At 70.5% G+C, this 20,590-nt stretch carries 17 protein-coding genes; 7 read left to right on the top strand and 10 right to left on the bottom strand.

Annotation, left to right across the window (positions count from 1 at the left end; all coding sequences use genetic code 11):
• Positions 1-161: 161 nt before the first annotated feature.
• Genes tal through pgl form a run of 4 tightly spaced genes read left to right on the top strand, consistent with a single transcriptional unit; the run spans position 162 to position 4,666 of the window.
• A complete protein-coding gene (gene tal / locus ADK57_RS33145; RefSeq protein WP_053753347.1) occupies positions 162-1,280 on the top strand; it encodes a transaldolase in 1,119 nt (372 codons plus the stop codon).
• A 4-nt stretch (positions 1,281-1,284) separates the two neighbouring features.
• Positions 1,285-2,808 carry a glucose-6-phosphate dehydrogenase gene (gene zwf, locus ADK57_RS33140; protein WP_053753346.1) on the top strand — a complete coding sequence of 508 codons (1,524 nt, stop codon included), beginning with the start codon at positions 1,285-1,287 and terminating at the stop codon, positions 2,806-2,808.
• Positions 2,805-3,887, top strand: coding sequence for a glucose-6-phosphate dehydrogenase assembly protein OpcA (opcA, locus tag ADK57_RS33135; RefSeq protein ID WP_053753345.1), 1,083 nt, complete (start codon positions 2,805-2,807; stop codon positions 3,885-3,887). Before zwf ends, opcA begins: the two co-directional genes overlap by 4 nt.
• Complete coding sequence (gene pgl / locus ADK57_RS33130) at positions 3,884-4,666, top strand: 6-phosphogluconolactonase (protein WP_053753344.1); 783 nt, start codon at positions 3,884-3,886, stop codon at positions 4,664-4,666. Before opcA ends, pgl begins: the two co-directional genes overlap by 4 nt.
• 354 nt (positions 4,667-5,020) lie before the next feature.
• Here pgl and ADK57_RS33125 read toward each other — a convergent pair whose 3' ends face one another.
• The 5 genes from ADK57_RS33125 to ADK57_RS33105 form a co-directional block, all read right to left on the bottom strand.
• Positions 5,021-5,860 carry a carbohydrate ABC transporter permease gene (locus ADK57_RS33125; RefSeq protein ID WP_053753343.1) on the bottom strand — a complete coding sequence of 280 codons (840 nt, stop codon included), beginning with the start codon at positions 5,858-5,860 and terminating at the stop codon, positions 5,021-5,023.
• Entirely contained in the window at positions 5,857-7,221 is a 1,365-nt protein-coding gene (locus ADK57_RS33120) for a carbohydrate ABC transporter permease (RefSeq protein ID WP_053753342.1), read from the bottom strand. The genes ADK57_RS33125 and ADK57_RS33120 overlap by 4 nt, the downstream gene beginning before the upstream one ends.
• A 6-nt stretch (positions 7,222-7,227) precedes the next feature.
• Positions 7,228-8,553 carry an ABC transporter substrate-binding protein gene (locus ADK57_RS33115; protein WP_053753341.1) on the bottom strand — a complete coding sequence of 442 codons (1,326 nt, stop codon included), beginning with the start codon at positions 8,551-8,553 and terminating at the stop codon, positions 7,228-7,230.
• A 38-nt stretch (positions 8,554-8,591) separates the two neighbouring features.
• Complete coding sequence (locus ADK57_RS33110) at positions 8,592-10,247, bottom strand: glycoside hydrolase family 13 protein (protein WP_420711934.1); 1,656 nt, start codon at positions 10,245-10,247, stop codon at positions 8,592-8,594.
• A gap of 166 nt (positions 10,248-10,413) precedes the next feature.
• Entirely contained in the window at positions 10,414-11,685 is a 1,272-nt protein-coding gene (locus ADK57_RS33105; RefSeq protein ID WP_053753340.1) for an ABC transporter substrate-binding protein, read from the bottom strand.
• Positions 11,686-11,805: 120 nt separating this feature from the next.
• Between ADK57_RS33105 and ADK57_RS33100 the strand changes: the two genes are divergently transcribed.
• The 3 genes from ADK57_RS33100 to ADK57_RS33090 are packed head-to-tail and all read left to right on the top strand — an operon-like array spanning position 11,806 to position 15,703.
• Complete coding sequence (locus tag ADK57_RS33100; protein ID WP_053753339.1) at positions 11,806-12,321, top strand: PadR family transcriptional regulator; 516 nt, start codon at positions 11,806-11,808, stop codon at positions 12,319-12,321.
• Entirely contained in the window at positions 12,291-13,067 is a 777-nt protein-coding gene (locus tag ADK57_RS33095) for an ABC transporter ATP-binding protein (RefSeq protein ID WP_053753338.1), read from the top strand. Before ADK57_RS33100 ends, ADK57_RS33095 begins: the two co-directional genes overlap by 31 nt.
• A 53-nt stretch (positions 13,068-13,120) precedes the next feature.
• Entirely contained in the window at positions 13,121-15,703 is a 2,583-nt protein-coding gene (locus ADK57_RS33090; protein WP_053753337.1) for an ABC transporter permease, read from the top strand.
• A gap of 114 nt (positions 15,704-15,817) precedes the next feature.
• Here ADK57_RS33090 and pgi read toward each other — a convergent pair whose 3' ends face one another.
• The 5 genes from pgi to tpiA form a co-directional block, all read right to left on the bottom strand.
• The gene (gene pgi, locus ADK57_RS33085) at positions 15,818-17,473 is read right to left on the bottom strand and encodes a glucose-6-phosphate isomerase (RefSeq protein ID WP_053753336.1); all 1,656 of its coding nucleotides are present in this window, start codon (positions 17,471-17,473) and stop codon (positions 15,818-15,820) included.
• A 53-nt stretch (positions 17,474-17,526) separates the two neighbouring features.
• Positions 17,527-18,795, bottom strand: coding sequence for an MFS transporter (locus ADK57_RS33080; RefSeq protein WP_199830736.1), 1,269 nt, complete (start codon positions 18,793-18,795; stop codon positions 17,527-17,529).
• Between the two features lie 136 nt (positions 18,796-18,931).
• Positions 18,932-19,267, bottom strand: coding sequence for an RNA polymerase-binding protein RbpA (locus tag ADK57_RS33075; protein ID WP_078615979.1), 336 nt, complete (start codon positions 19,265-19,267; stop codon positions 18,932-18,934).
• A gap of 213 nt (positions 19,268-19,480) precedes the next feature.
• Complete coding sequence (gene secG, locus ADK57_RS33070; RefSeq protein WP_053753335.1) at positions 19,481-19,711, bottom strand: preprotein translocase subunit SecG; 231 nt, start codon at positions 19,709-19,711, stop codon at positions 19,481-19,483.
• A 102-nt stretch (positions 19,712-19,813) separates the two neighbouring features.
• Positions 19,814-20,569, bottom strand: a complete 756-nt coding sequence (gene tpiA, locus ADK57_RS33065) for a triose-phosphate isomerase (protein ID WP_053753334.1) — start codon at positions 20,567-20,569, stop codon at positions 19,814-19,816.
• Positions 20,570-20,590: the final 21 nt, after the last annotated feature.

Here is a 20,590-nt window from a genome sequence, read left to right as displayed (position 1 = left end):
TCGCATCGTTTCCCTGGAGCACTTCGGTGCTTCGGCCGACGGCAAGGTGCTCTTCCGCGAGTTCGGCTTCACCGCCGAGAACGTGGCCGCCAAGGCCCGGGAATCCATCGCCGCCGCCCAGCGCTGACGCTCATATACGACACGTAGGAGATGCAATTTCCATGACAGACGCACTCAAGCGCCTCTCCGAGGAAGGCGTGGCGATCTGGCTGGACGACCTGTCGCGCAAGCGGATCACGTCCGGCAACCTCGCCGAGCTGATCGACCAGCAGCACGTCGTGGGCGTCACCACCAACCCGTCGATCTTCCAGAAGGCGATCTCGCAGGGCGACGGCTACGACCAGCAGCTCTCCGACCTCGCCGCCCGCAAGGTCACCGTCGAAGAGGCCATCCGCATGATCACGACGGCGGACGTCCGTGACGCCGCCGACATCCTGCGCCCGGTCTTCGACGCCACCGGCGGCCAGGACGGCCGCGTGTCGATCGAGGTCGACCCGCGCCTGGCCCACAACACCAAGGCGACGGTCGCCGAGGCCAAGCAGCTCGCCTGGCTGGTGGACCGCCCCAACGCCCTCATCAAGATCCCCGCCACCAAGGCGGGCCTCCCGGCGATCACCGAGACCATCGGTCGCGGCATCAGCGTCAACGTCACGCTGATCTTCTCCCTGGAGCGCTACCGCGAGGTCATGGACGCCTACCTCGCCGGCCTGGAGAAGGCCCAGGCGGCGGGCCTCGACCTCTCGAAGATCCACTCCGTGGCGTCCTTCTTCGTGTCCCGCGTGGACACCGAGATCGACAAGCGGCTCGACGCGCTCGGCACCCCCGAGGCCAAGGCCGCCCGCGGCAAGGCCGGCGTCGCCAACGCGCGCCTCGCCTACCAGGCGTACGAGGAGGTCTTCTCCTCGGACCGCTGGAGCCCGCTGGAGAACGCCGGCGCCAACAAGCAGCGCGCTCTGTGGGCGTCGACCGGCGTGAAGGACCCGGCGTACAAGGACACCCTGTACGTCGACGAGCTGGTGGCGCCGAACACCGTCAACACCATGCCGGAGGCGACCCTGTTCGCCACCGAGGACCACGGCGGGATCCGCGGCAACGCCGTCGCCGGCACCTACGAGCAGGCCCGCGCCGAACTCGACGCGGTCGAGAAGCTCGGGATCTCGTACGACGACGTGGTCCAGCTCCTTGAGGACGAGGGCGTCGAGAAGTTCGAGGCGTCCTGGAACGACCTGCTCAAGTCGACCGAGGCGGAGCTTCAGCGCCTCGCCCCTTCGGAGGGCTGAACTCTTGTCGAGCAGCAACCCGCTGCGTGACCCCGCCGACCGACGGCTCCCGCGTATCGCGGGGCCGTCGGGCCTGGTCATCTTCGGCGTCACGGGCGATTTGTCACGAAAGAAGCTCATGCCCGCCGTGTACGACCTTGCGAACCGGGGTCTGCTGCCGCCGGGTTTCTCGCTGGTCGGCTTCGCACGGCGTGAGTGGGCGCACGAGGACTTCGCGCAGGAGGTCCACGACGCCGTCAAGGAGCACGCCCGTACGCCGTTCCGCGAGGAGGTCTGGCAGCAGCTCATCCAGGGGATGCGCTTCGTGCAGGGCACCTTCGACGACGACGACGCGTTCGAGCGGCTGCGCGGCACCATCGAGGAGCTCGACAAGGCCCAGGGGACGGGCGGCAACTTCGCCTTCTACCTGTCGGTGCCGCCGTCCGCCTTCCCGGTGGTCATCCAGCAGCTGAAGAAGCACAAGCTGGCCGACCAGTCGAGCGGCTCCTGGCGGCGCGCGGTCATCGAGAAGCCCTTCGGCCACGACCTGAAGTCGGCCGAGGAGCTCAACGCGATCGTCCACGAGGTCTTCGCCCCGGACCAGGTCTTCCGCATCGACCACTACCTGGGCAAGGAGACCGTCCAGAACATTCTGGCGCTCCGCTTCGCCAACACGATGTTCGAGCCGATCTGGAACCGGTCCTTCGTGGACCACGTACAGATCACGATGGCCGAGGACATCGGCATCGGCGGCCGGGCCGGCTACTACGACGGCATCGGCGCCGCCCGAGACGTCATCCAGAACCACCTCCTCCAGCTGATGGCCCTCACGGCCATGGAGGAGCCCGCCTCCTTCGACGCCGACGCCCTGGCCGCCGAGAAGACCAAGGTCCTCGGCGCGGTGAGACTGCCGAAGGACCTGGGCCGCGACACCGTCCGCGGGCAGTACGCGGCCGGCTGGCAGGGCGGCGAGAAGGTCATCGGCTACCTCCAGGAAGACGGCATCAACGCCAAGTCGAAGACCGACACGTACGCGGCGATCAAGCTGGAGGTGGACAACCGCCGCTGGGCGGGCGTCCCCTTCTACCTGCGCACCGGCAAGCGCCTGGGCCGCCGCGTCACCGAGATCGCGGTCGTCTTCCAGCGGGCCCCGCACTCCCCCTTCGACCACACGGCGACGGAGGAGCTCGGCAAGAACGCGATCGTCATCCGGGTCCAGCCCGACGAGGGCGTCACGGTGCGCTTCGGCTCCAAGGTGCCGGGCACCTCGATGGAGATCCGGGACGTGTCCATGGACTTCGCCTACGGCGAGTCCTTCACGGAGTCCAGCCCCGAGGCGTACGAGCGGCTCATCCTCGACGTCCTGCTCGGCGACTCGAACCTCTTCCCGCGCACCGAGGAGGTCGAGCTGTCCTGGAAGATCCTCGACCCGATCGAGGTGTACTGGGACAAGCACGGCAAGCCCGCCCAGTACCCGGCCGGCACCTGGGGCCCCGGCGAGGCGGACGACATGCTCGAGCGAGACGGACGGAGCTGGCGCCGGCCATGAAGATAGACCTCACGGACACCACAGCCAGCAAGATCAACAAGGCGCTGGTGCAGGGCCGCAGGGCCATCGGCACGCCGGCCGTAGGCATGGTGCTCACGCTGGTCATCGTCACGGACGAGGAGAACGCGTACGACGCCCTGAAGGCCGCCAACGACGCCTCGCACGAGCACCCCTCGCGCACGCTCGTGGTCATCAGACGCGTCTCGCGTTCGCCCCGCGACCGTACGCAGTCCCGCCTCGACGCCGAGGTACGGGTGGGCGCCGACGCGGGCACCGGCGAGACGGTCGTCCTGCGGCTGTACGGCGAGATCGTGGACCACGCCCAGTCGGTCGTCCTGCCGCTGCTGCTGCCGGACGCCCCGGTGGTGGTCTGGTGGCCGGTGAACGCGCCGCTGGACCCGGCGGGCGACGCGCTGGGCGCCCTCGCCCAGCGCCGGGTCACCGACACCTACGCCTCCGAGCAGCCGGTACGGGAGCTCGGTGCGCGCGCCGACACGTACACGCCCGGCGACACCGACCTGTCGTGGACCCGCATCACGCCCTGGCGTTCGATGCTGGCGGCAGCTCTCGACCAGGTCACCTGCGAGGTCGAGGCCGTCGAGGTGGAGGGCGAGGAGTTCAACCCGAGCTGCGAGCTGCTGGCGATGTGGCTCGCGGACCGGCTGAACGTGCCGGTGAAGCGGTCGCTGTCGTCGGGCCCCGGCCTCACGGCGGTCCGCATGAACACCGACTGCGGCCCGATCGTCCTGGACCGCGCCGACGGTTCGCTCGCCACTCTCTCCATCCAGGGCCAGCCGGACCGTGCCGTGGCGCTCAAGCGCCGCGAGACGGCCGAGCTGATCGGCGAGGAACTGCGGCGGCTGGACCCGGACGACACCTACGCATCCGCGCTGCGCTTCGGCGTGGACCGGCTGACCGTCTCGAACGGCAAGGGCGCCAAGGTGCCCGCCGGGGAGAAGGCCACCGAAGGCGAGGGAGCGGTGGCCAAAGGAGCCGCGGCGGGCACCGTCGAAACGGCTGCGAAAGCACCCGGCGAGGCGCCGCCGCCGCTCCCGGTGAGGAAGGTGGCGGCGAAGTGAGCACTCCGCAGCTGGTCGTGCACCACGACAAGGAGCTGATGGCCCAGGCCGCCGCGGCCCGCCTGATCACGAAGATCGTGGACGCTCAGGCATCCCGGGGCTCGGCGTCCGTGGTCCTGACCGGCGGCCGCAACGGCAACGGCCTGCTGGCCGCGCTGGCCGGCGCGCCCGCCCGGGACGCCATCGACTGGGGCCGCCTGGACCTGTGGTGGGGCGACGAGCGGTTCCTGCCCGAGGGCGACCCGGAACGCAATGTCACGCAGGCCCGCGAGGCCCTGCTGGACTCCGTGCCCCTGGACCCGAAGCGCGTGCACGCCATGCCCGCGTCGGACGGCCCGTACGGCGCCGACGCGGACGCGGCTGCCGCCGCCTACGCGGAGGAGCTGGCCCGGGCGGCGGGCCCCGAGAACCATGGCGCCGCCCCGACCTTCGACGTCCTGATGCTGGGCGTCGGCCCGGACACCCATGTGGCATCGCTGTTCCCGGAACTCCCCGCGGTACGGGAGACCGAGCGCACGGTCGTCGGCGTCCACGGCGCCCCGAAGCCCCCGCCGACCCGCATCACCCTCACCCTCCCCGCGATCCGCGCCGCCCGCGAGGTCTGGCTCCTGGCGGCCGGCGAGGACAAGGCACAGGCCGCGGCGATCGCCCTCTCGGGCGCGGGCGAGATCCAGGCCCCGGCGGCGGGCGCCTACGGCAGGCAGCGCACCCTGTGGCTGCTGGACTCGGCGGCGGCCTCGCAGCTGCCCAGGTCGCTGTATCCGCCGGCATCTCCGTGACCGGGCGGGTGGGGGCGGCGGAGGTTTCCTTCCTCTGCCGCCCCCACCGCTCCCGGGGTTCCGCGCCGCTCAGCGGGCCAGGCTGACCGCTCCGGTCCGCCTGCGAGCCGGCGTTGCCGGTACAGCTCCACGATGTCCGCCGCCAGGCAGTCGCGGATGTCCTTGCCCGTCCGGCGCCACCCGAAGAATTCGCATGCCTGCCTGATCAGCTCGCCCTCGGACACGCCGGGGCACTCGGCAGCCGGCTCGCACAGCGCCAGGTGCCGCTCGGCAGGCGCGAAGTGCACGACCTTGCGCGACGTCTCGCCGTCCTGGGGGTGCCGGGCCTTCAAAGTGACTGGAGAAACACTCCGGTCACTTGACCGATCCCGCCATCACTCCTTGCACGAAATGCCGCTGGAACGCGAAGAACACGACCACCGGCACCACCAGCGACACGAACGCCCCCGGCGCCAGCACATCGATGTTGCTCCCGAACTGCCGTATCTGCGACTGGAGTTGTACGGTCAACGGCTGCGACGAGCTGTCCGCGAACAGGAGCGCCACCAGCATGTCGTTCCACACCCACAGGAACTGGAAGATGGCCAGGCTGGCGATGGCCGGTCGGCCCACCGGCAGGATCAGCCGCGTGAAGATGCGCCATTCGCTCCCGCCGTCCATCCGCGCCGCCTCCAGCATCTCCTTGGGCATCTCGGCGAAGTAGTTCCGCAGCAGGAACACGGCGAACGGCAACCCGTACGCGACGTGGAACAGCACCACACCGGGAATCGTGCCGAACAGCCCGAGCTGCCCGAAGAGCTTGGCGACCGGCAGCAGCCCGATCTGCACGGGCACCACCAGCAACGCCACCACGACCAGGAAGATCGCCTCCCGCCCGGGAAAGTCCAGCCACGCGAAGGCGTACCCGGCGAGCGCGGCCAGGACGACGACCAGCACGGTCGTCGGCACCGAGATGAGAACCGTGTTCCAGAACGCCTGGGTGATCCCCGCGTTCTGCAGCAGCGCCGAGTAGTTGTCGAAGGACAGCTGGCCGGGACTGGCGAACACGGTCCACCAGCCGCCCTTCGCCGTGTCCTGCGCGGATCGCAGCGACGACAGGAACAGCCCGGCCAGCGGGGTGACCCAGACCAGCCCGACCACCACGAGGAAGACCTGCACCACACCGTTGGACAGGCCGCGCCGGACGGCGTTCATCGCTGACTCCTTCGGAAACGGCGGACGTTGAAGACCATGGCCGGGAGCACGAGGAGCAGGAGCAGGACTCCGAGGGCGCTGCCCAGCCCCTGGTTGTTGCCGCCGCCGAACGACACCAGCCACATCTGAGTCGCGAGCACGGTCGCGTCCTCCTGCACGGGCCCGGGCGCGATGATGTAGACGAGGTCGAAGACCTTCATCACGTTGATCACGAGCGTCACGAACACCACGGTCAGGACGGGTGCCAGCAGCGGTACCGTGATCCGCCGGAAGATCTGCCACTCGCCCGCACCGTCCATCCGCGCCGCTTCCAGCGCGTCCCGCGGCAGCGTCGCGAGCCCGGCGCCGATCAGCACCATCGCGAACCCGGTCCAGATCCACAGGTACGCCCCGATGATCGCCGGCGTGACGAGCGTCGGCCCGAGCCAGGAGACACCCTCGTACGGCGGGGCGAAGTTCGACGCGGGCAGCCGGACCGAGTACGAGCCCGAGTCCAGCCCCGAGAAGCGGAAGGAACCGTCGGCCGCGGTGGTCGCCGTGGCGACCGCCTCCCCGTCGCGCACCGCCTCGACCTTCATCTCCGGCAGCCCGCTCTCCCGCCGGTCGACCTTCCCCTGCTCCCCTCCCCCACCGGGCGTGAAGTCCAGGTAGACGACCCCGCTCAGCTCGTCCGGGGCCGCCTTGCGCCCCGCCGCCGCGTACGCGGGCTCGGCACCGGCGGGCAGATCCCGCGGCGCCACGCCGACCAGCCCGAGCGTCACCGAGTCACCCGGCGACGCACCCGTACCCGTCCGGTACGAGCCGTCCGCACCCTTCGCCAGGCCCTGGCCGTCACGGGCCCGGGCCGTCGGGTAGGACGACGTGCCCGTGAAGGCGTCGTGGACAAAGACCACGGCGGCGTTCAGCACACCCTTGTCCGGGGCCTCGTCGTAGGCCAGCCGGAAGATGATGCCCGCGGCGAGGAAGGACACCGCCATCGGCATGAACAGCAGCAGCTTGAACGCCGTCGCCCAGCGCACCTTCTCCACCAGCACGGCGAGGATCAGCCCCAGGCCGGTCAGCAGCGCCGGCGCCACGACCACCCAGATCGTCGTGTTGCGGACGGCCTTGAGCGTGGCCGGGTCGCGGAACATCTCGGAGTAGTTCTCGCCGCCCACAAAACGGGTGCCGGAGGCGTCGAAGAAGCTGCGCCCGACGGAGAACAGCACGGGGTAGACGACGAGGGCGCCGAGCAGGAGCAGCGCGGGGAAGACGAACAGCAGGGCGACGATCCGCCCGCGCCGTCGCGTGCGCCGCGCACGCTCGGCGAGCGCGACAGGCGGGGGGCTCAATTCCTTCTCTTTCACCAGAGTGGTGGTCATGACCGGTCAGCCCCGGTAGGCCTTGGCCGCCGCGGCTTCCAGCCCGGCCGCCGTCGCCTTCGGGTCGGACGGGTCGCGCAGGAAGTCCTGGAGCAGCTTCCACTCCCCCGCCCCCTTCGTGCCGCCGAAGGCCGCCGGAGCCTGGTCGGACATGTCGAAACGGACCGAATCCCCGGCCTGCACCAGGGACTTGGCCGTGGCACGGGTGACGTCGTCGCCGTACGACGCCAGGTCGAGCTTCTTGTTCGGGGACAGGAAGCCGCCCGCCTCGGCCCATACGGCCGCGGCCTCGGGAGTCGCCAGGTACTCCAGGAGCTGGGTCGCGGCCTTCTGGTTCTTGCCGTCCTTCAGCACCACGGCCGCGTCACCACCGCTGACCACCGGCGCCTCGCCGCCGTCGACCGCCGGGAAGGGGAAGAAGTTCGCGTCCTGGCCGATCGTCCTGCCGAACTGGTCCTTGGCGACTCCGGCGACGAAGTCGCCCTCGTAGACCATGCCGGCCTCGGGCTTGGGACCGAACACCTTCTCCACCGAGCCCGGGAAGTCGGTGTTGAGGGCTTCCTTCTGCCCGCCCGCGATCAGCTGCTTGTCCTTGAACAGCTTGCCCAGCGTGGTGAGCGCCTTGACCACGGACGCGTCGGTCCACTTCAGCTCGTGCGCCGCGAGGGCGTTGTACTTCTCGGGTCCGGCCTGGGAGAGGTAGATGTTCTCGAACCAGTCGGTGAGCGTCCAGCCGTCCTGCCCGGCCACCGAGAAGGCGGCGAGGCCGGAGTCGGAGACGGTGTGCCCGGCCTTCAGCATCTGGTCGTACGTCGTCGGCGGCTTGACGCCTGCCTGGGTGAGGGCGTCGGGGCTGTACCAGACGGTCGACTTGTGGGCGGCCTTGAAGTAGAGGCCGTAGAGGGTGCCGTCGACGCTGCCGTACGTCTTCCACACGTTCGCGTAGTTGGCATCGACGGACTGCCGGGTCGTCTTGGACAGGGGCTTGAGCCAGCCCTTCTCGGCGAACTGCTGGAGCACGCCGACCTGCGGGACCATCACCACGTCGGGGGCGTTGCCGCCCTCGATCTTGCTGCCGACGACGGTGGAGACGTTGTCCCCGGTGGACACGAACTGCGTCTTGGCGCCGGTCTTCTCGGAGAAGGCCGCCAGGACCTTCTGGAAGTTCTTCTGTTCGCTGCCCGACCAGACGCCGGCCACGGTGACCGTCTGGCCACTGAGCGCCTTGTCGCCGCCTCCGGCCGTGACGGGGCCGCCGCCGCAGGCGGTCGCACCGAGCGTCAGGGCGAGGGCCGTACAGCTCGCGAGCAGGGTCGTACGTCGTCGCATCATCGTTGATGTCCCTTCGAGGGTTGGAAGTTGACGGAATGTCAGAGGATGGAGCCGTCGCTGATCCACCAGGCGGCGGTGGAGCCGGGGAGCACTCCGGCCGGGCAGGGGCCGCTGGACAGCAGCGGTGTGCCGGAGACCGGCGCGGGCGTGGGCGCCGTACCGAAGTTGACGGCGCATACGAAGTCGTCGTCGCGGACGAAGGCGAGGACGCCGGGCGGGGTGTCCAGCCAGCGCAGCGTGCCCTCCCCCAACTGCGATAGTGCGGCGCGCAGTTGGAGGCCGTCGCGGTACAGGTGCCAGAAGGAGCGGGTGTCGGCGAGGGCACGGTCGGTGGCGTGCTCGGCGAACCACTCGGGCTGCGGCAGCCACGGCTTGGCGCCCTCGGCACCGGAGGTGAACCCGAACGGTGAGGCCTGCCCCGACCACGGCAGCGGCACCCGGCAGCCGTCGCGGATCCGGGCGCGGCTGCCGGTGCGGCGGAAGATCGGGTCGGTGAGCACGTCGTCGGGCAGGTCGACGACCTCGGGCAGGCCCAGTTCCTCGCCCTGGTAGATGTACGCGGCTCCGGGCAGCGCCAGCATCATCAGCGCGGCGGCGCGGGCGCGGGCGGCGCCGAGGCCGCTGCCGTCGATGGCGGGTTCGCCGTAGCGGGTTACGGTGCGGACCTGGTCGTGGTTGTTGAGGACCCAGGTGACCGTCGAACCCGTGCCGGCGATGTCCTGCATGGCCTCGGAGATGACCTTGCGGAAGGCGTCGGCGTTCCAGGGCGCGCTCAGCAGGTCGAAGAAGAAGGCCTGGTGCAGTTCGTCGGGGCGTACGTACTGCGCGTGCTCGCGGGCCGTCGGGACCGAGACCTCGCCCACCAGGAGCCGCTCGCGGCCGTCGCGCTCCGTGTACTCCTCGCACACCGCCCGCCAGTGCCGCCACACGTCGTGCACCTCGGGCTGGTTCCAGGCGAGCGGGTTGACCGAGTCGCGGGTGCGGGCGTCGGCCTCGGGGTCCGGCGAGTCGGGCAGCTCGGGGTGCTTGAAGAGGCCGGCGGCGACGTCGATGCGGAAGCCGTCGACGCCCCGGTCGAGCCAGAAGCGGAGGGTGCGGCCGAACTCCGCGGCCACCTCGGGGTTGCGCCAGTTCCAGTCCGGCTGTTCCGGCGTGAACATGTGCAGGTACCACTGGCCGGGGCGGCCGTCCGCCTCGGTGACGCGGGTCCAGGCCGGGCCGCCGAACATGGCGTGCCAGTTGTTGGGCGGCTCGGCGCCGTCCGGGCCGCGGCCGTCGGCGAAGTGGAAGCGGGCGCGAGCGCGGGCCGCCTGGCTACCGGGAGGAGAGGCGAGCGCCTCACGGAACCACGGGTGCTCGCTGGAGCAGTGGTTGGGGACGATGTCCAGGAGTACCTTGACGCCGAGCCGCCGTGCGGACGCCACCAGCAGGTCGAACTCGGCGAGGTCTCCGAAGACCGGGTCGACGTCGCAGTAGTCGGCCACGTCATACCCGTGGTCGTGCTGCGGCGATGGGTAGAAGGGGCTCAGCCAGATCCCGTCGACGCCGAGCTTCTTCAGATACGGCAGTCCGGCCCTGACCCCGGCGAGATCGCCGACGCCGTCGCCGGTGCTGTCCAGGAAGCTGCGGACGTACACCTGGTAGATCACTGCGTCACGCCACCAGCGGTGGATGTCGATGCGCTTGGGACTCACCCCGTAGACCTGTCTGTGCGTGCTGACGGTTATGCATGCATGTTAGGTAGGGGTTTCGAGGGAGTGTCAACGAGTAGACAGGAGTTACTTGGAAGTTGGGCAGTAAAATCAGTATTTATCGGGCGCGAAAGGCGCGACCGAGATGGGCCCGTTACCTAACAGGTAACTATCGCTGGGGAATGGCCGCAAGCTCCCGCGCCAGCCGCCGCACCGCGGCCTCGGGCGTCTCGTGCCCCGCCATCGCGTCGTGCACGACCGCCTGCACCACCAGGCTGACCTGGTCGTAGCGCGGGCTCTTGGGGCGCGGCTCGGCCGAGCGGATGCTCGCGCGCAGGGTCGGCAGGTACGGGAACTGCCGGATCAGCTCGGGGTCTTCGTACATCGCGGCCCGTACGGGCGGCAGCGCGCCGCGGGTGAGGACCTGGCGCTGGACACCCTCGCTGGTGAGATACGCGATCAGCCGGGCGGCCGAGTCGGGGTGCCGCGCGTGCGAGCTGACGGCCAGGTTCGAGCCGCCGAGGACACTCGTCCCCGGCCCGTCCCGACCCGGCAGCGGTACGGCGCCGATCTTGCCGGCGACCTTGGAACCCTTGGCCGAGGCGACGACGTAGGCGTACGGCCAGTTGCGCAGGAAGAGGAGCCGGCCGTCCTGGAAGGCCTGCTTGGACTCCTCCTCCTTGTACGTCAGCGCCTGCTTCGGTATCCAGCCCTCGCGGACACCCCTGGCGAGGAACCCGATGCCCTCGCGGGCGGCGGCCGACTTGACGGTGACGCGCTCGCCCTCGTCGCCGAGGATGCTGCCGCCCGCCGAGTAGACGGCCTCGGCCGCGTTGACGGTGAGGCCCTCGTACGGCAGGAACTGGCCCGCGTAGCCGTCGAGTCCGTACTTCGGGGCGATGGTCCTCGCGTCCCGCTCCAGTTCGGCCCAGGTGCGCGGCGGTGGGACGCCCGCCTTGGCGAGGACGTCCTTGCGATAAAGGAGAAGCCCGGCGTTGGTGACGTACGGGACGGCGTACAGCTGTCCTTCGTAGGTGGCGGTGTCGACGACCGGCGGCAGGAAGCTCTTCAGCGGGAAGCGGTCGCGCGGCAGCGGGCGGATCCAGTCGGCGGCGGCGAACTCCGAGGTCCAGTTGACGTCGATGTTGAGGATGTCGAACCGGCTGCGGTCGCCGTCGCGCAGGTCGGTGGCCATCTGGGCGTGGGTCTCGTCGGCGGAGTCCGGAAGTTCGACGAGGGTCACTTTCTCGCCGGGGTGGGTGCGGTTCCAGCCCTCCAGCAAGGGGCCGAGATAGCCGGTGAGGTCTCCGGCAGTGGCGAGGGTGAGCGGGCCACGGCTGCCCCCGAGCCCCTCGTCGGCCCGCGCGCCGGAGGCGACGTACCCGGTCAGGACCACGACAAGGACGAGAAGGCCCCTACCGGCGGCGTGTATCCACCGCATAGGTTCCTCCCTGTACACCGGCACCGGGCACCTTCGCCCGGGTCAGAGGCCATGTATACCTGTTAGGTATGGGCGATACTAGGGCCTGGAGCACATTCGAAGACTAGGAGGACAGCACGAGTGCGCCTGCCCCTCCTGGCTCTCCTCGCACGCGGCCCGGCCCACGGCTACGAGCTCAAGCAGGACCTTGAGCAACTGCTGGGCTCCGCGTACCCTCAGCCGAACGTCGGCCAGATCTATGTGACCCTCGGCCGCCTCGAGAAGTCGGGACTGATCGAGGGCGAGGAAATCGAGCAGTCCAGCCGACCCAACAAGAAGATCTACCACCTCACCGACGCCGGGCGTGAGGCGCTGCGCGCCTGGTACGAGGAGACGGCGGACGAGCCGAGGGTTCGGGACGAGTTCTTCATGAAGCTGGCCCTCGCTCCGCAGACCGCTCTCGCCGACCAGATCGCCCTCATCAACAAGCAGCGGCGCCACTACCTCAACACCATGCGCGGTCTGTCGAAGCTGGCCGCCGCCGAGAACCGGGACAACCGCATCGCCCACCTGCTGATCGAGGGTGCGATGCTGCATCTGCAGGCCGACCTCGACTGGCTGGAGCGATGCCAGGAAGAGCTGGAGGAGCTGGAGTGAGCAACAGCCCCACTCCTGTGCTGCGCGCCGACGGCCTGGTCAAGACGCACCACGGCGAGGGAGCCCCGGCACATGCCGTGCGCGGGGTCGATCTGCGCGTACGGCACGGCGAGTTCGTGGCGATCACCGGCCCGTCCGGCGCCGGGAAGTCGACGCTGCTGCACCTGCTGGGCGGCCTGCAGCGGCCGGACAGCGGCAGCATCTGGCTGGACGGCGAGTGCACCGACTCCTACAGCGAGGCGCGCTGGGCCGTCGAGCGCAGGAAGCGCATCGGGATCGTCTTCCAGTTCTTCAACCTGGTCTCGAACCTTTCGGTCGCCGACAACGTGGAGCTGCCGGCGCTGCTCGCCGGGGTCTCCCCGAAGCGGGCGCGCGCCGAGCGGGAGGAACTGCTGGCCGAGCTGGGCCTCGGGGGCAAGGAGCGGAGCATGCCGGGCGAGCTGTCCGGCGGTGAGCAGCAGCGGGTGGCGCTGGCCCGGGCGCTGGTCAACCATCCGCCGCTGCTGCTGGCCGACGAGCCCGCGGGCAGCCTGGACAGCAAGGGCACCCGCGAGGTGATGCGACTGCTGTCCCGCTTCCACCAGCGCGGCCAGACCATCCTGCTGGTCACCCATGACGCACGGCTGGCGAGCGCCGCGGACCGGGTGATCAGCTTCTTCGACGGACGGATCGCCGATGACGCGGAACTGGACGGCACGCAGTCGCCCGGCACCGGCATATCCGGTGTGCTGCAACTCAAGGACTGACATGCGGGTGTACGACCGTTCCCTCACCGTGCGCGAGCCGAGGGGCTGAGGCCGTGCGAGCCACGTTGCGCTGGGCGCACTCCGATCTGCGCACGCACCGCGGTGAAGCGCTGTTCCTCGTGCTCGCCACCGCGGGCATCGTCGCCTCGCTCCTGCTCGCCACGGCGCTGTTCGGGTACGCGACCAATCCCTGGCAGCGGGTCTTCGCGCAGTCGCGCGGCGCGCACGTGTGGATCCACACCGGCCAGTCCGCGCAGGTGCGGAAGCTGGCGGGGCTGGACGGCGTCGAGTCCGTCTCCGGCCCCTACTCCACCGCCTCCACCACCCTCTCCTCCCGTGGCGCGCGCGCCACGGTCGAGCTACGCGGCACGGACGAGCGCCCCACCGTCGACCGCCCGCTGGTCACCTCCGGCCACTGGCTGGACCCCGCGACCCCCGACGGGGTGGTCGTGGAGAGCCGCCTCGCCCGCGCGTTGCTGGCCGAACCCGGCGACACCCTCACTCTCCCCGGCACCGCGCGGAGACTGACCGTCCTCGGCATCGCCGACAGCGCCGAGCCGCGCTACCGACCGGGCGAGCAGCCGGGGCTGGTCTGGGCACTCCCCTCCGCCGTACCCGACCCCGCCGGCCAGGCGATCGGACTGCGCCTGACGAACCCCGACGACACGGACTACGTGGTCCAGCGCGCCGTCACCTTGCTGGGCGCCGGCGCGGTCAGCGAGGTCTCCACCTGGCAGCAGGCTCGCGCAGAAGCGCAGGGCGACAACCGGCTGCTGGGGCAGGTGCTGGGCCTGTTCGGCCTGGGCGCGCTGATCGCGGCCGGGCTCGCCGTGCACGGCGCGATCGGCACCCGCATCCGCGGCCACCTCCGGGACATCTCCATCCTCAAGGCCATCGGCTTCACCCCCGGTCAGGTCGTCCGCGTCTTCCTGCTCCAGCACATCGCCTACGCGCTGATCGGCGCCGTGGCCGCGGCGGCGCTCGCCCAGGCTCTCGGCAGCCGGATCCCGGGCCGCCTCGGGGACGCGGTGGGCGTGTGGCAGGGGCTGCCCGGGCACACAGTGGCGCTGTTCGCGGTACCGGTGGGCGCGGTGCTGTTCATCGTCGCCACCACCGGACTCGCGGCCTGGCGAGCGGGCCGCGTGCCTCCGGTACCGGTGCAGCGCCCCGCAGCCGCACCGACCGTCCGGCTGACGGACGTGGCACGCCGAGTCCTCGGCCTGCGGTCCTCGGCTCCATCGGCCGGACGACCGACAGACCCGACACGCCGAGTCCTCGGCCTGCGGCCCTCGGCTCCCCCCACCGGGCAACACCCCGACACCGCACACCAGGCCCCCGTTCCCCGGCCACCGGCCCCGTCGGCCGGACGGCAGCCCGACGCGGCACGCCAGGTCCCTGGTTCGCGGCCCGCGACCCGGCACATCGGGCAACAGCCACACGCGGCAGGCCCGGCCCCCGGCCTGCGGCCTTCGGCCTCGCCCGCCGGGCAGCTGGGCGGTCTGGCGCGCCGGGCACTCGGGCTCGGGCTCCCGCCCGCGCTGGTGCTGGGCTGGCACCGGGCCTTCCCGCGCCGCGCGCGGTCGCTGGGGACGGTGGCCCGGCTCGCGCTTCCGCTCCTGCTGATCGTCGTGGCGATGAGTGCGTGGACCACCATCGACCGCTTCCACAGCAGCCCTGAGCAGATCGGTCTCCCGACCGCGCTCACCGTCCACGCGGACGCCGGTCTGACCGACCGGAAAACACTGACGCTGCTGGACCGTGACCCGCAGGTGGCCGCCGCCTACCCGGGAGTGGAGGTGGCGGCCCTGGTCCCGGGCCAGACGGCCACCATCGCTCTGCGCGGCCTCGGCACCCGCCTGGACCCGTACCCGTACACCCTGGCCGAGGGACGTCCCGCGCGCGGCCGCGACGAGGCGGTGGCCGGGCAGGGCCTGCTCGACCTGCTGGACGTGCACGTCGGCGACTGGGTGCGGATGACGGTGGGCGACCAGCCCCAGATCCTGCACATCGTGGGCCGCAGCATCGAGCCGGAGAACGCCGGCCGGGTCATCTCCACCTCCCTCGACACCCTCCGCGAGAACGACCCGGGACTTGGCCCGACGCTCTACCAGCTCCGGCTGCGCGCGGGCGCCGACCCGCACGAGGTCGCCGGCCGGCTGGCCACGGCCGGCCGTGGGCACCTGGACGTGCACGCCGTGACGAACCCGGCCGACGGGCTCTCGCCGCTGCGCGGGGTCGTCGTGGGTCTGATCGCCGTACTGGCCCTGATCGGGCTCATCGAGCTGCTGACCGCGATCGGCGGCACCGTGCGCGAGGGCGAGCGGGACCTGCTGGCGCTCAAGGCCATCGGCCTGTCCCCACGGCAGATCACTGCGATCACCGTCACGGCCACCGGCTGCACCGCCCTGGCCGCCGTCCTCGTCGGTACGGCGCTGGGCACGCCCCTCGCTCACTGGCTGATCGACGCCCAGGGCAGGTCGAGCGGCATCGGTGCCGGCCTGGCCCAGAGCCCGTCCCCCACGCTCCTGGTGCTGTTCGGGGCGGCCGCGGTGCTGGGCGCGGCCGCGCTCGCCGCCCTGCCCGCGGCCCGCGCGGCACGCCGCCGGCTCGCGGACACGCTCAGCGCGGTGGCCTGAGACGACGCCGTCCAGCCAGGTCGGGCCTCTTGAGGAACTGTAGGGGGCGCATGGGAAGCGGACGGTCGCGCGCCGCCCGCTTCCCGCGGTCATGTCACCTCTGACCGCTCGGCTTCACTGCCGGCCGCGCAGCTCCCGGTACGTCGCCACCAGGGCCTTCGTGGACGCGTCCAGGCCCGGCACGTCAGCGCCCTCGGTGAGCGCCGGCTCGACGCGCTTGGCGAGGACCTTGCCGAGTTCGACGCCCCACTGGTCGAAGGAGTCGATGTTCCACACCGCTCCCTGGACGAACACCTTGTGTTCGTAGAGCGCGATGAGCTGGCCGAGGACCGACGGGGTCAGTTCGCGGGCGAGGATCGTGGTCGTGGGGTGGTTGCCCTTGAACGTCTTGTGCGGCACCAGTTCCTCGGGCACGCCCTCCGCGCGCACCTCGTCCGGCGTCTTGCCGAACGCCAACGCCTGCGTCTGGGCGAAGAAGTTGGCCATCAGCAGGTCGTGCTGGGCCACCAGTGCGGGCTGAAGGTCGGCGACCGGCTCGGCGAAGCCGATGAAGTCCGCCGGGATCAGCTTCGTGCCCTGGTGGATCAACTGGTAGTACGCATGCTGCCCGTTGGTGCCCGGGGTGCCCCACACGACCGGCCCGGTCTGCCAGTCGACGGGCTTTCCGTCCCGGTCCACCGACTTGCCGTTGGACTCCATGTCCAGCTGCTGGAGGTAGGCGGTGAACTTCGACAGGTAGTGACTGTAGGGCAGTACCGCGTGCGACTGGGCGTCGTGGAAGTTGCCGTACCAGATGCCCAACAGGCCGAGCAGCAACGGCACGTTGGACTCGGCGGGCGCGGTGCGGAAGTGCTCGTCGACGAGCCGGAAGCCGTCGAGCATCTCCCGGAAGCGGTCCGGGCCGATGGCGGTCATCAGCGAGAGGCCGATCGCCGAGTCGAAGGAGTAGCGGCCGCCGACCCAGTCCCAGAACTCGAACATGTTCGCCGTGTCGATGCCGAACTCCGACACCTTCTCGGCGTTGGTCGACAGCGCCACGAAGTGCCGGGCGACGGCTTCCTGAGAGGCCTTGAGTTCGGTGAGCAGCCAGTTGCGCGCCGATGTCGCGTTCGTGATCGTCTCGATCGTGGTGAAGGTCTTGGAGGCGATGACGAACAGTGTCTCGGCCGCGTCCAGGTCGCGGACGGCCTCGTGCAGGTCGGCGCCGTCCACGTTCGACACGAAGCGGACCGTGAGGTCGCGGTCGGTGAACGCGCGCAGCGCCTCGTAGGCCATCGCGGGGCCCAGGTCGGAGCCGCCGATGCCGACGTTGACCACGTTCCTGATGCGCTTGCCGGTGTGGCCGGTCCAGGCGCCGGAGCGGACGCGCTCGGCGAAGTCGGCCATCTTGTCCAGGACGGCGTGCACACCCGGCACGACGTCCTCCCCGTCGACGTCGATCACCGCGTCGCGCGGCGCCCGCAGCGCGGTGTGCAGCACAGCCCGGTTCTCGGTGGTGTTGATCTTCTCGCCGCGGAACATGGCGTCCCTGAGGCCGAAGACGTCGGTCGCGGCCGCCAGCTCGCGCAGCAGCCGCAGGGTCTCGTCGGTGACGAGCTGCTTGGAGTAGTCGATGTGCAGGTCACCGACCTGCGCCGTGTATCCGGTGCCGCGCCCGGGGTCGGCGGCGAACAGCTCGCGCAGTTGCGCCTCGCCGAGCTCCTCGCGGTGCTTGGCCAGAGCAGTCCACTCGGGCGTCTGGTTGAGCCTGGTACGGCCGTCTGCGTTCATGTCGGACTTCAGCCCTCTTTCCTACCTGTCCCTGCCGGTCCCAACCTAGTTGATCAGCGCGTGACAGGACCTGTCCTGGCGTCGTCGTCCGACGCAACATCAGATACGTCCGGCTTCCCCGCCGGTATCAACGAGGTGACGGCGAGCGCGAAGAGGACGGCCCCCAGCAGGGCGGGTGCGTTCAGCCCGAAGGCCCCGGCCACGGCTCCGCCCAGCAGCGCGCCGAGCGGCGCTCCGGACGTCGAGGCCGTACGGAAGGCGGCGGCGATGCGGCCCACCATGGCCTCGGGGCTGCGCTGCTGCATCAGGGTGACCTGGTTGACGTTCCACACCATGTTCATGGCGCCGAGCAGCAGCATGCCCGCCATGAGGGCGGCCAGGTGACGGACGGAACCCATGAGAAGGAGGGAGACCGTCTGGACGCATCCGGCCAGGAGCAGGGCGCGTGCCCTCCCGCTCCGGCGCGCCACTCGCTGGGCGAGGAAACCGCCGGCGAGGCTGCCGACCGAGAACGCCGTCAGCACGGCCGCGTACTCCGCTTCACCCGCGTGCAGCCAGCGCGTCACGTGCAGGACCAGCGTGGCGATCAGAGCGCCCACTCCGACGTTGCACAGGAGGGTGGCCACGCAGATCGCCCGCAGCACGCGATCGTGCCAGAGCGCGCGCATGCCTTCGCCTATTTCCGCCCGGAGGGTGCTGCCGGCCGGGCGTGGCTCCCGGTCGGGCGGCGTCACCCGCAGCGATGCCACGAGGGCGGCGGCCAGCAGATAGGTGCTCGCGTCGGCCGCGAACGGTATGGCCGCCCCGACCGTCAGCAGCAGCGGCACGACCGGGGCCGCCAGCAGGCCGCCCGCGAGCTGCTGGCCGGTCATCAGCCTGGCGTTGGCACTGCCCAGGGCCCCGCGGTCCACCAGGGACGGCAGCAGGGCGGTGGAGGCGTTGTCGAAGAGCGTCTGGAGCGTGGTCAGCGAGAAGGCGAGCACGAGCAGCAGGGGGATCGACGCGTGCCCGAGGCCGACGGCGAGCGCGAAGCAGGCGACGAGCAGCGCTCGTACCGCGTCCACCGCCCACATCGCCCGCCGCTGGTCCACGCGGTCCGCGACGGCCCCGCCGAGCAGCCCGAACAGCAGCCAGGGCACATAGCCGCAGGCGGTGACGGACGCGATGACGAGGGGATCGTGGGTGAGCTGCACGGCGAGCAGGGGCAGCGCCGCGTTCCGCAGCGCGTCGCCGAACCGCGACACCACGGCGGCGGTCCACAACCGCCCGAATCCCCCGCGCCACGCGGGCACATCCACGCCCGTCGCATCAGCCGTCGCCACAGTCCCCCCTCACGATTCGCCTGTTCACAAACCGTAGAGGGCACCACTGACAATCGGACTCGGCGCGACAGCCGGTCCTCGGGGCTCCCGACAAGTCCGGCCGGGCATCCATGGATGCCCGGCCGGCTCTCAATTCCTAGATTTCGCCCCGCAGTTTGGCGAGCGCCTCGGCGAGGATCGCCTCACCGTCCGCGTCGCTGCGCCGCTCCCGTACATAGGCGAGGTGCGTCTTGTAGGGCTCGGTGCGCGGTGGGTCCGGCGGGTTGTCCCGGTCCTGACCGGCTGGAAAGCCACAGCGCGGGCAGTCCCAGGTTTCGGGAACCTGCGCGTCGCTGGCGAAGCTGGGCACCGTTTCGTGCCCGTTGGAGCACCAGAAGGAGATGCGCAGCCGGGGCGCGGACTCGCCCCGCTCGGCCTCGCCCATCGGCCCCGCCCCGACCCGGCTTCCTCGGATCGCGTTGCCACTTGCCACGGTCGTAACTCCCTGCGTGATGGTGCCGCAAAGCGAGTCGGCGTTTCGCTTCGCTGCGAGCGCCTCAGTCTACGTAAGGCCCAACGCGCGTCCAGTGATTCGAGTTACAGCTCCCACACACAGACGCAAGCCCCATGATAGGCCGCGCAAAGGTGCGCGTACCGAACATGGGGCCTTACGTGCGGATCGGGCGTGCTGCGTGTGCGACGCTGATCAGTTGTTCGCCTTCATCAGCAGACCGAGCACGACAATGCACGCAAACCACAACAGACCGACCACCACGGTGATGCGGTCGAGGTTGCGCTCGGCGACCGAGGAGCCACCGACGGACGACTGCATGCCGCCACCGAACATGTCGGAGAGGCCGCCGCCCTTGCCCTTGTGCATCAGCACCAGCAGCATCATCAGCAGGCTGAAGACGATCAGGGCGATCGAAAACCCCATAACCACGGCTGGACCAACTTCCTCGGATCTGGATAGACGACGGGGGCACAGCGACAGCGCTGCGCCCCCGCAAGAGTACGACGTTCCGTCGCTACCGCATACTCACTGGTCGCGGAAGCGCGCGATCTTGACGAACTCGTCCGCGTCCAGCGAGGCACCGCCGACCAGAGCACCGTCGATGTCGGCCTGGGCCATGATCTCGGCGACGTTGCCGGACTTCACGGAGCCGCCGTACTGGATGCGGACCTTGTCGGCCAGCTCCTGCGTGTACAGCTCGGCGAGCTTGCCACGGATGGCCGCGCAGACCTCCTGGGCGTCCTCGGCGCCGCAGACCTTGCCGGTGCCGATGGCCCAGACGGGCTCATAGGCGATCACGACGGACTCGGCCTGCTCGGCCGGAACGCCCTTGAGGCCGCCCTCGACCTGGGTGAGCGTGTGCGTGACGTGGTTGCCCGCCTCGCGGACCTCCAACTCCTCGCCGACGCACAGGATCGGGGTCAGACCGTGCTTGTAGGCGGCCTTGACCTTGGCGTTGACCAGCTCGTCGGTCTCGTTGTGGTACTGGCGGCGCTCGGAGTGGCCGATCGCCACGTACGTGCACTTCAGCTTGGCCAGCATCGAGCCGGAGATCTCGCCGGTGTAGGCACCGGAGTCGTGCGCCGAGATGTCCTGGGCACCGTACTTGATCTTGAGCTTGTCGCCGTCGACCAGGGTCTGCACGGAGCGCAGGTCGGTGAAGGGCGGCAGGACGGCGACCTCGACGGCGTCGTAGTCCTTGTCGGCCAGGGCGAAGGCGAGCTTCTGGACGTGGGCGATGGCCTCGAGGTGGTTGAGGTTCATCTTCCAGTTGCCCGCCATCAGCGGCGTGCGCCCCGAAGA

Source organism: Streptomyces sp. MMG1533 (assembly GCF_001279775.1).
GTDB lineage: Bacteria > Actinomycetota > Actinomycetes > Streptomycetales > Streptomycetaceae > Streptomyces.
The sequence above is the reverse complement of the archived record's forward strand: the minus strand, read 5'-3'. Positions and strand labels throughout refer to the sequence as shown.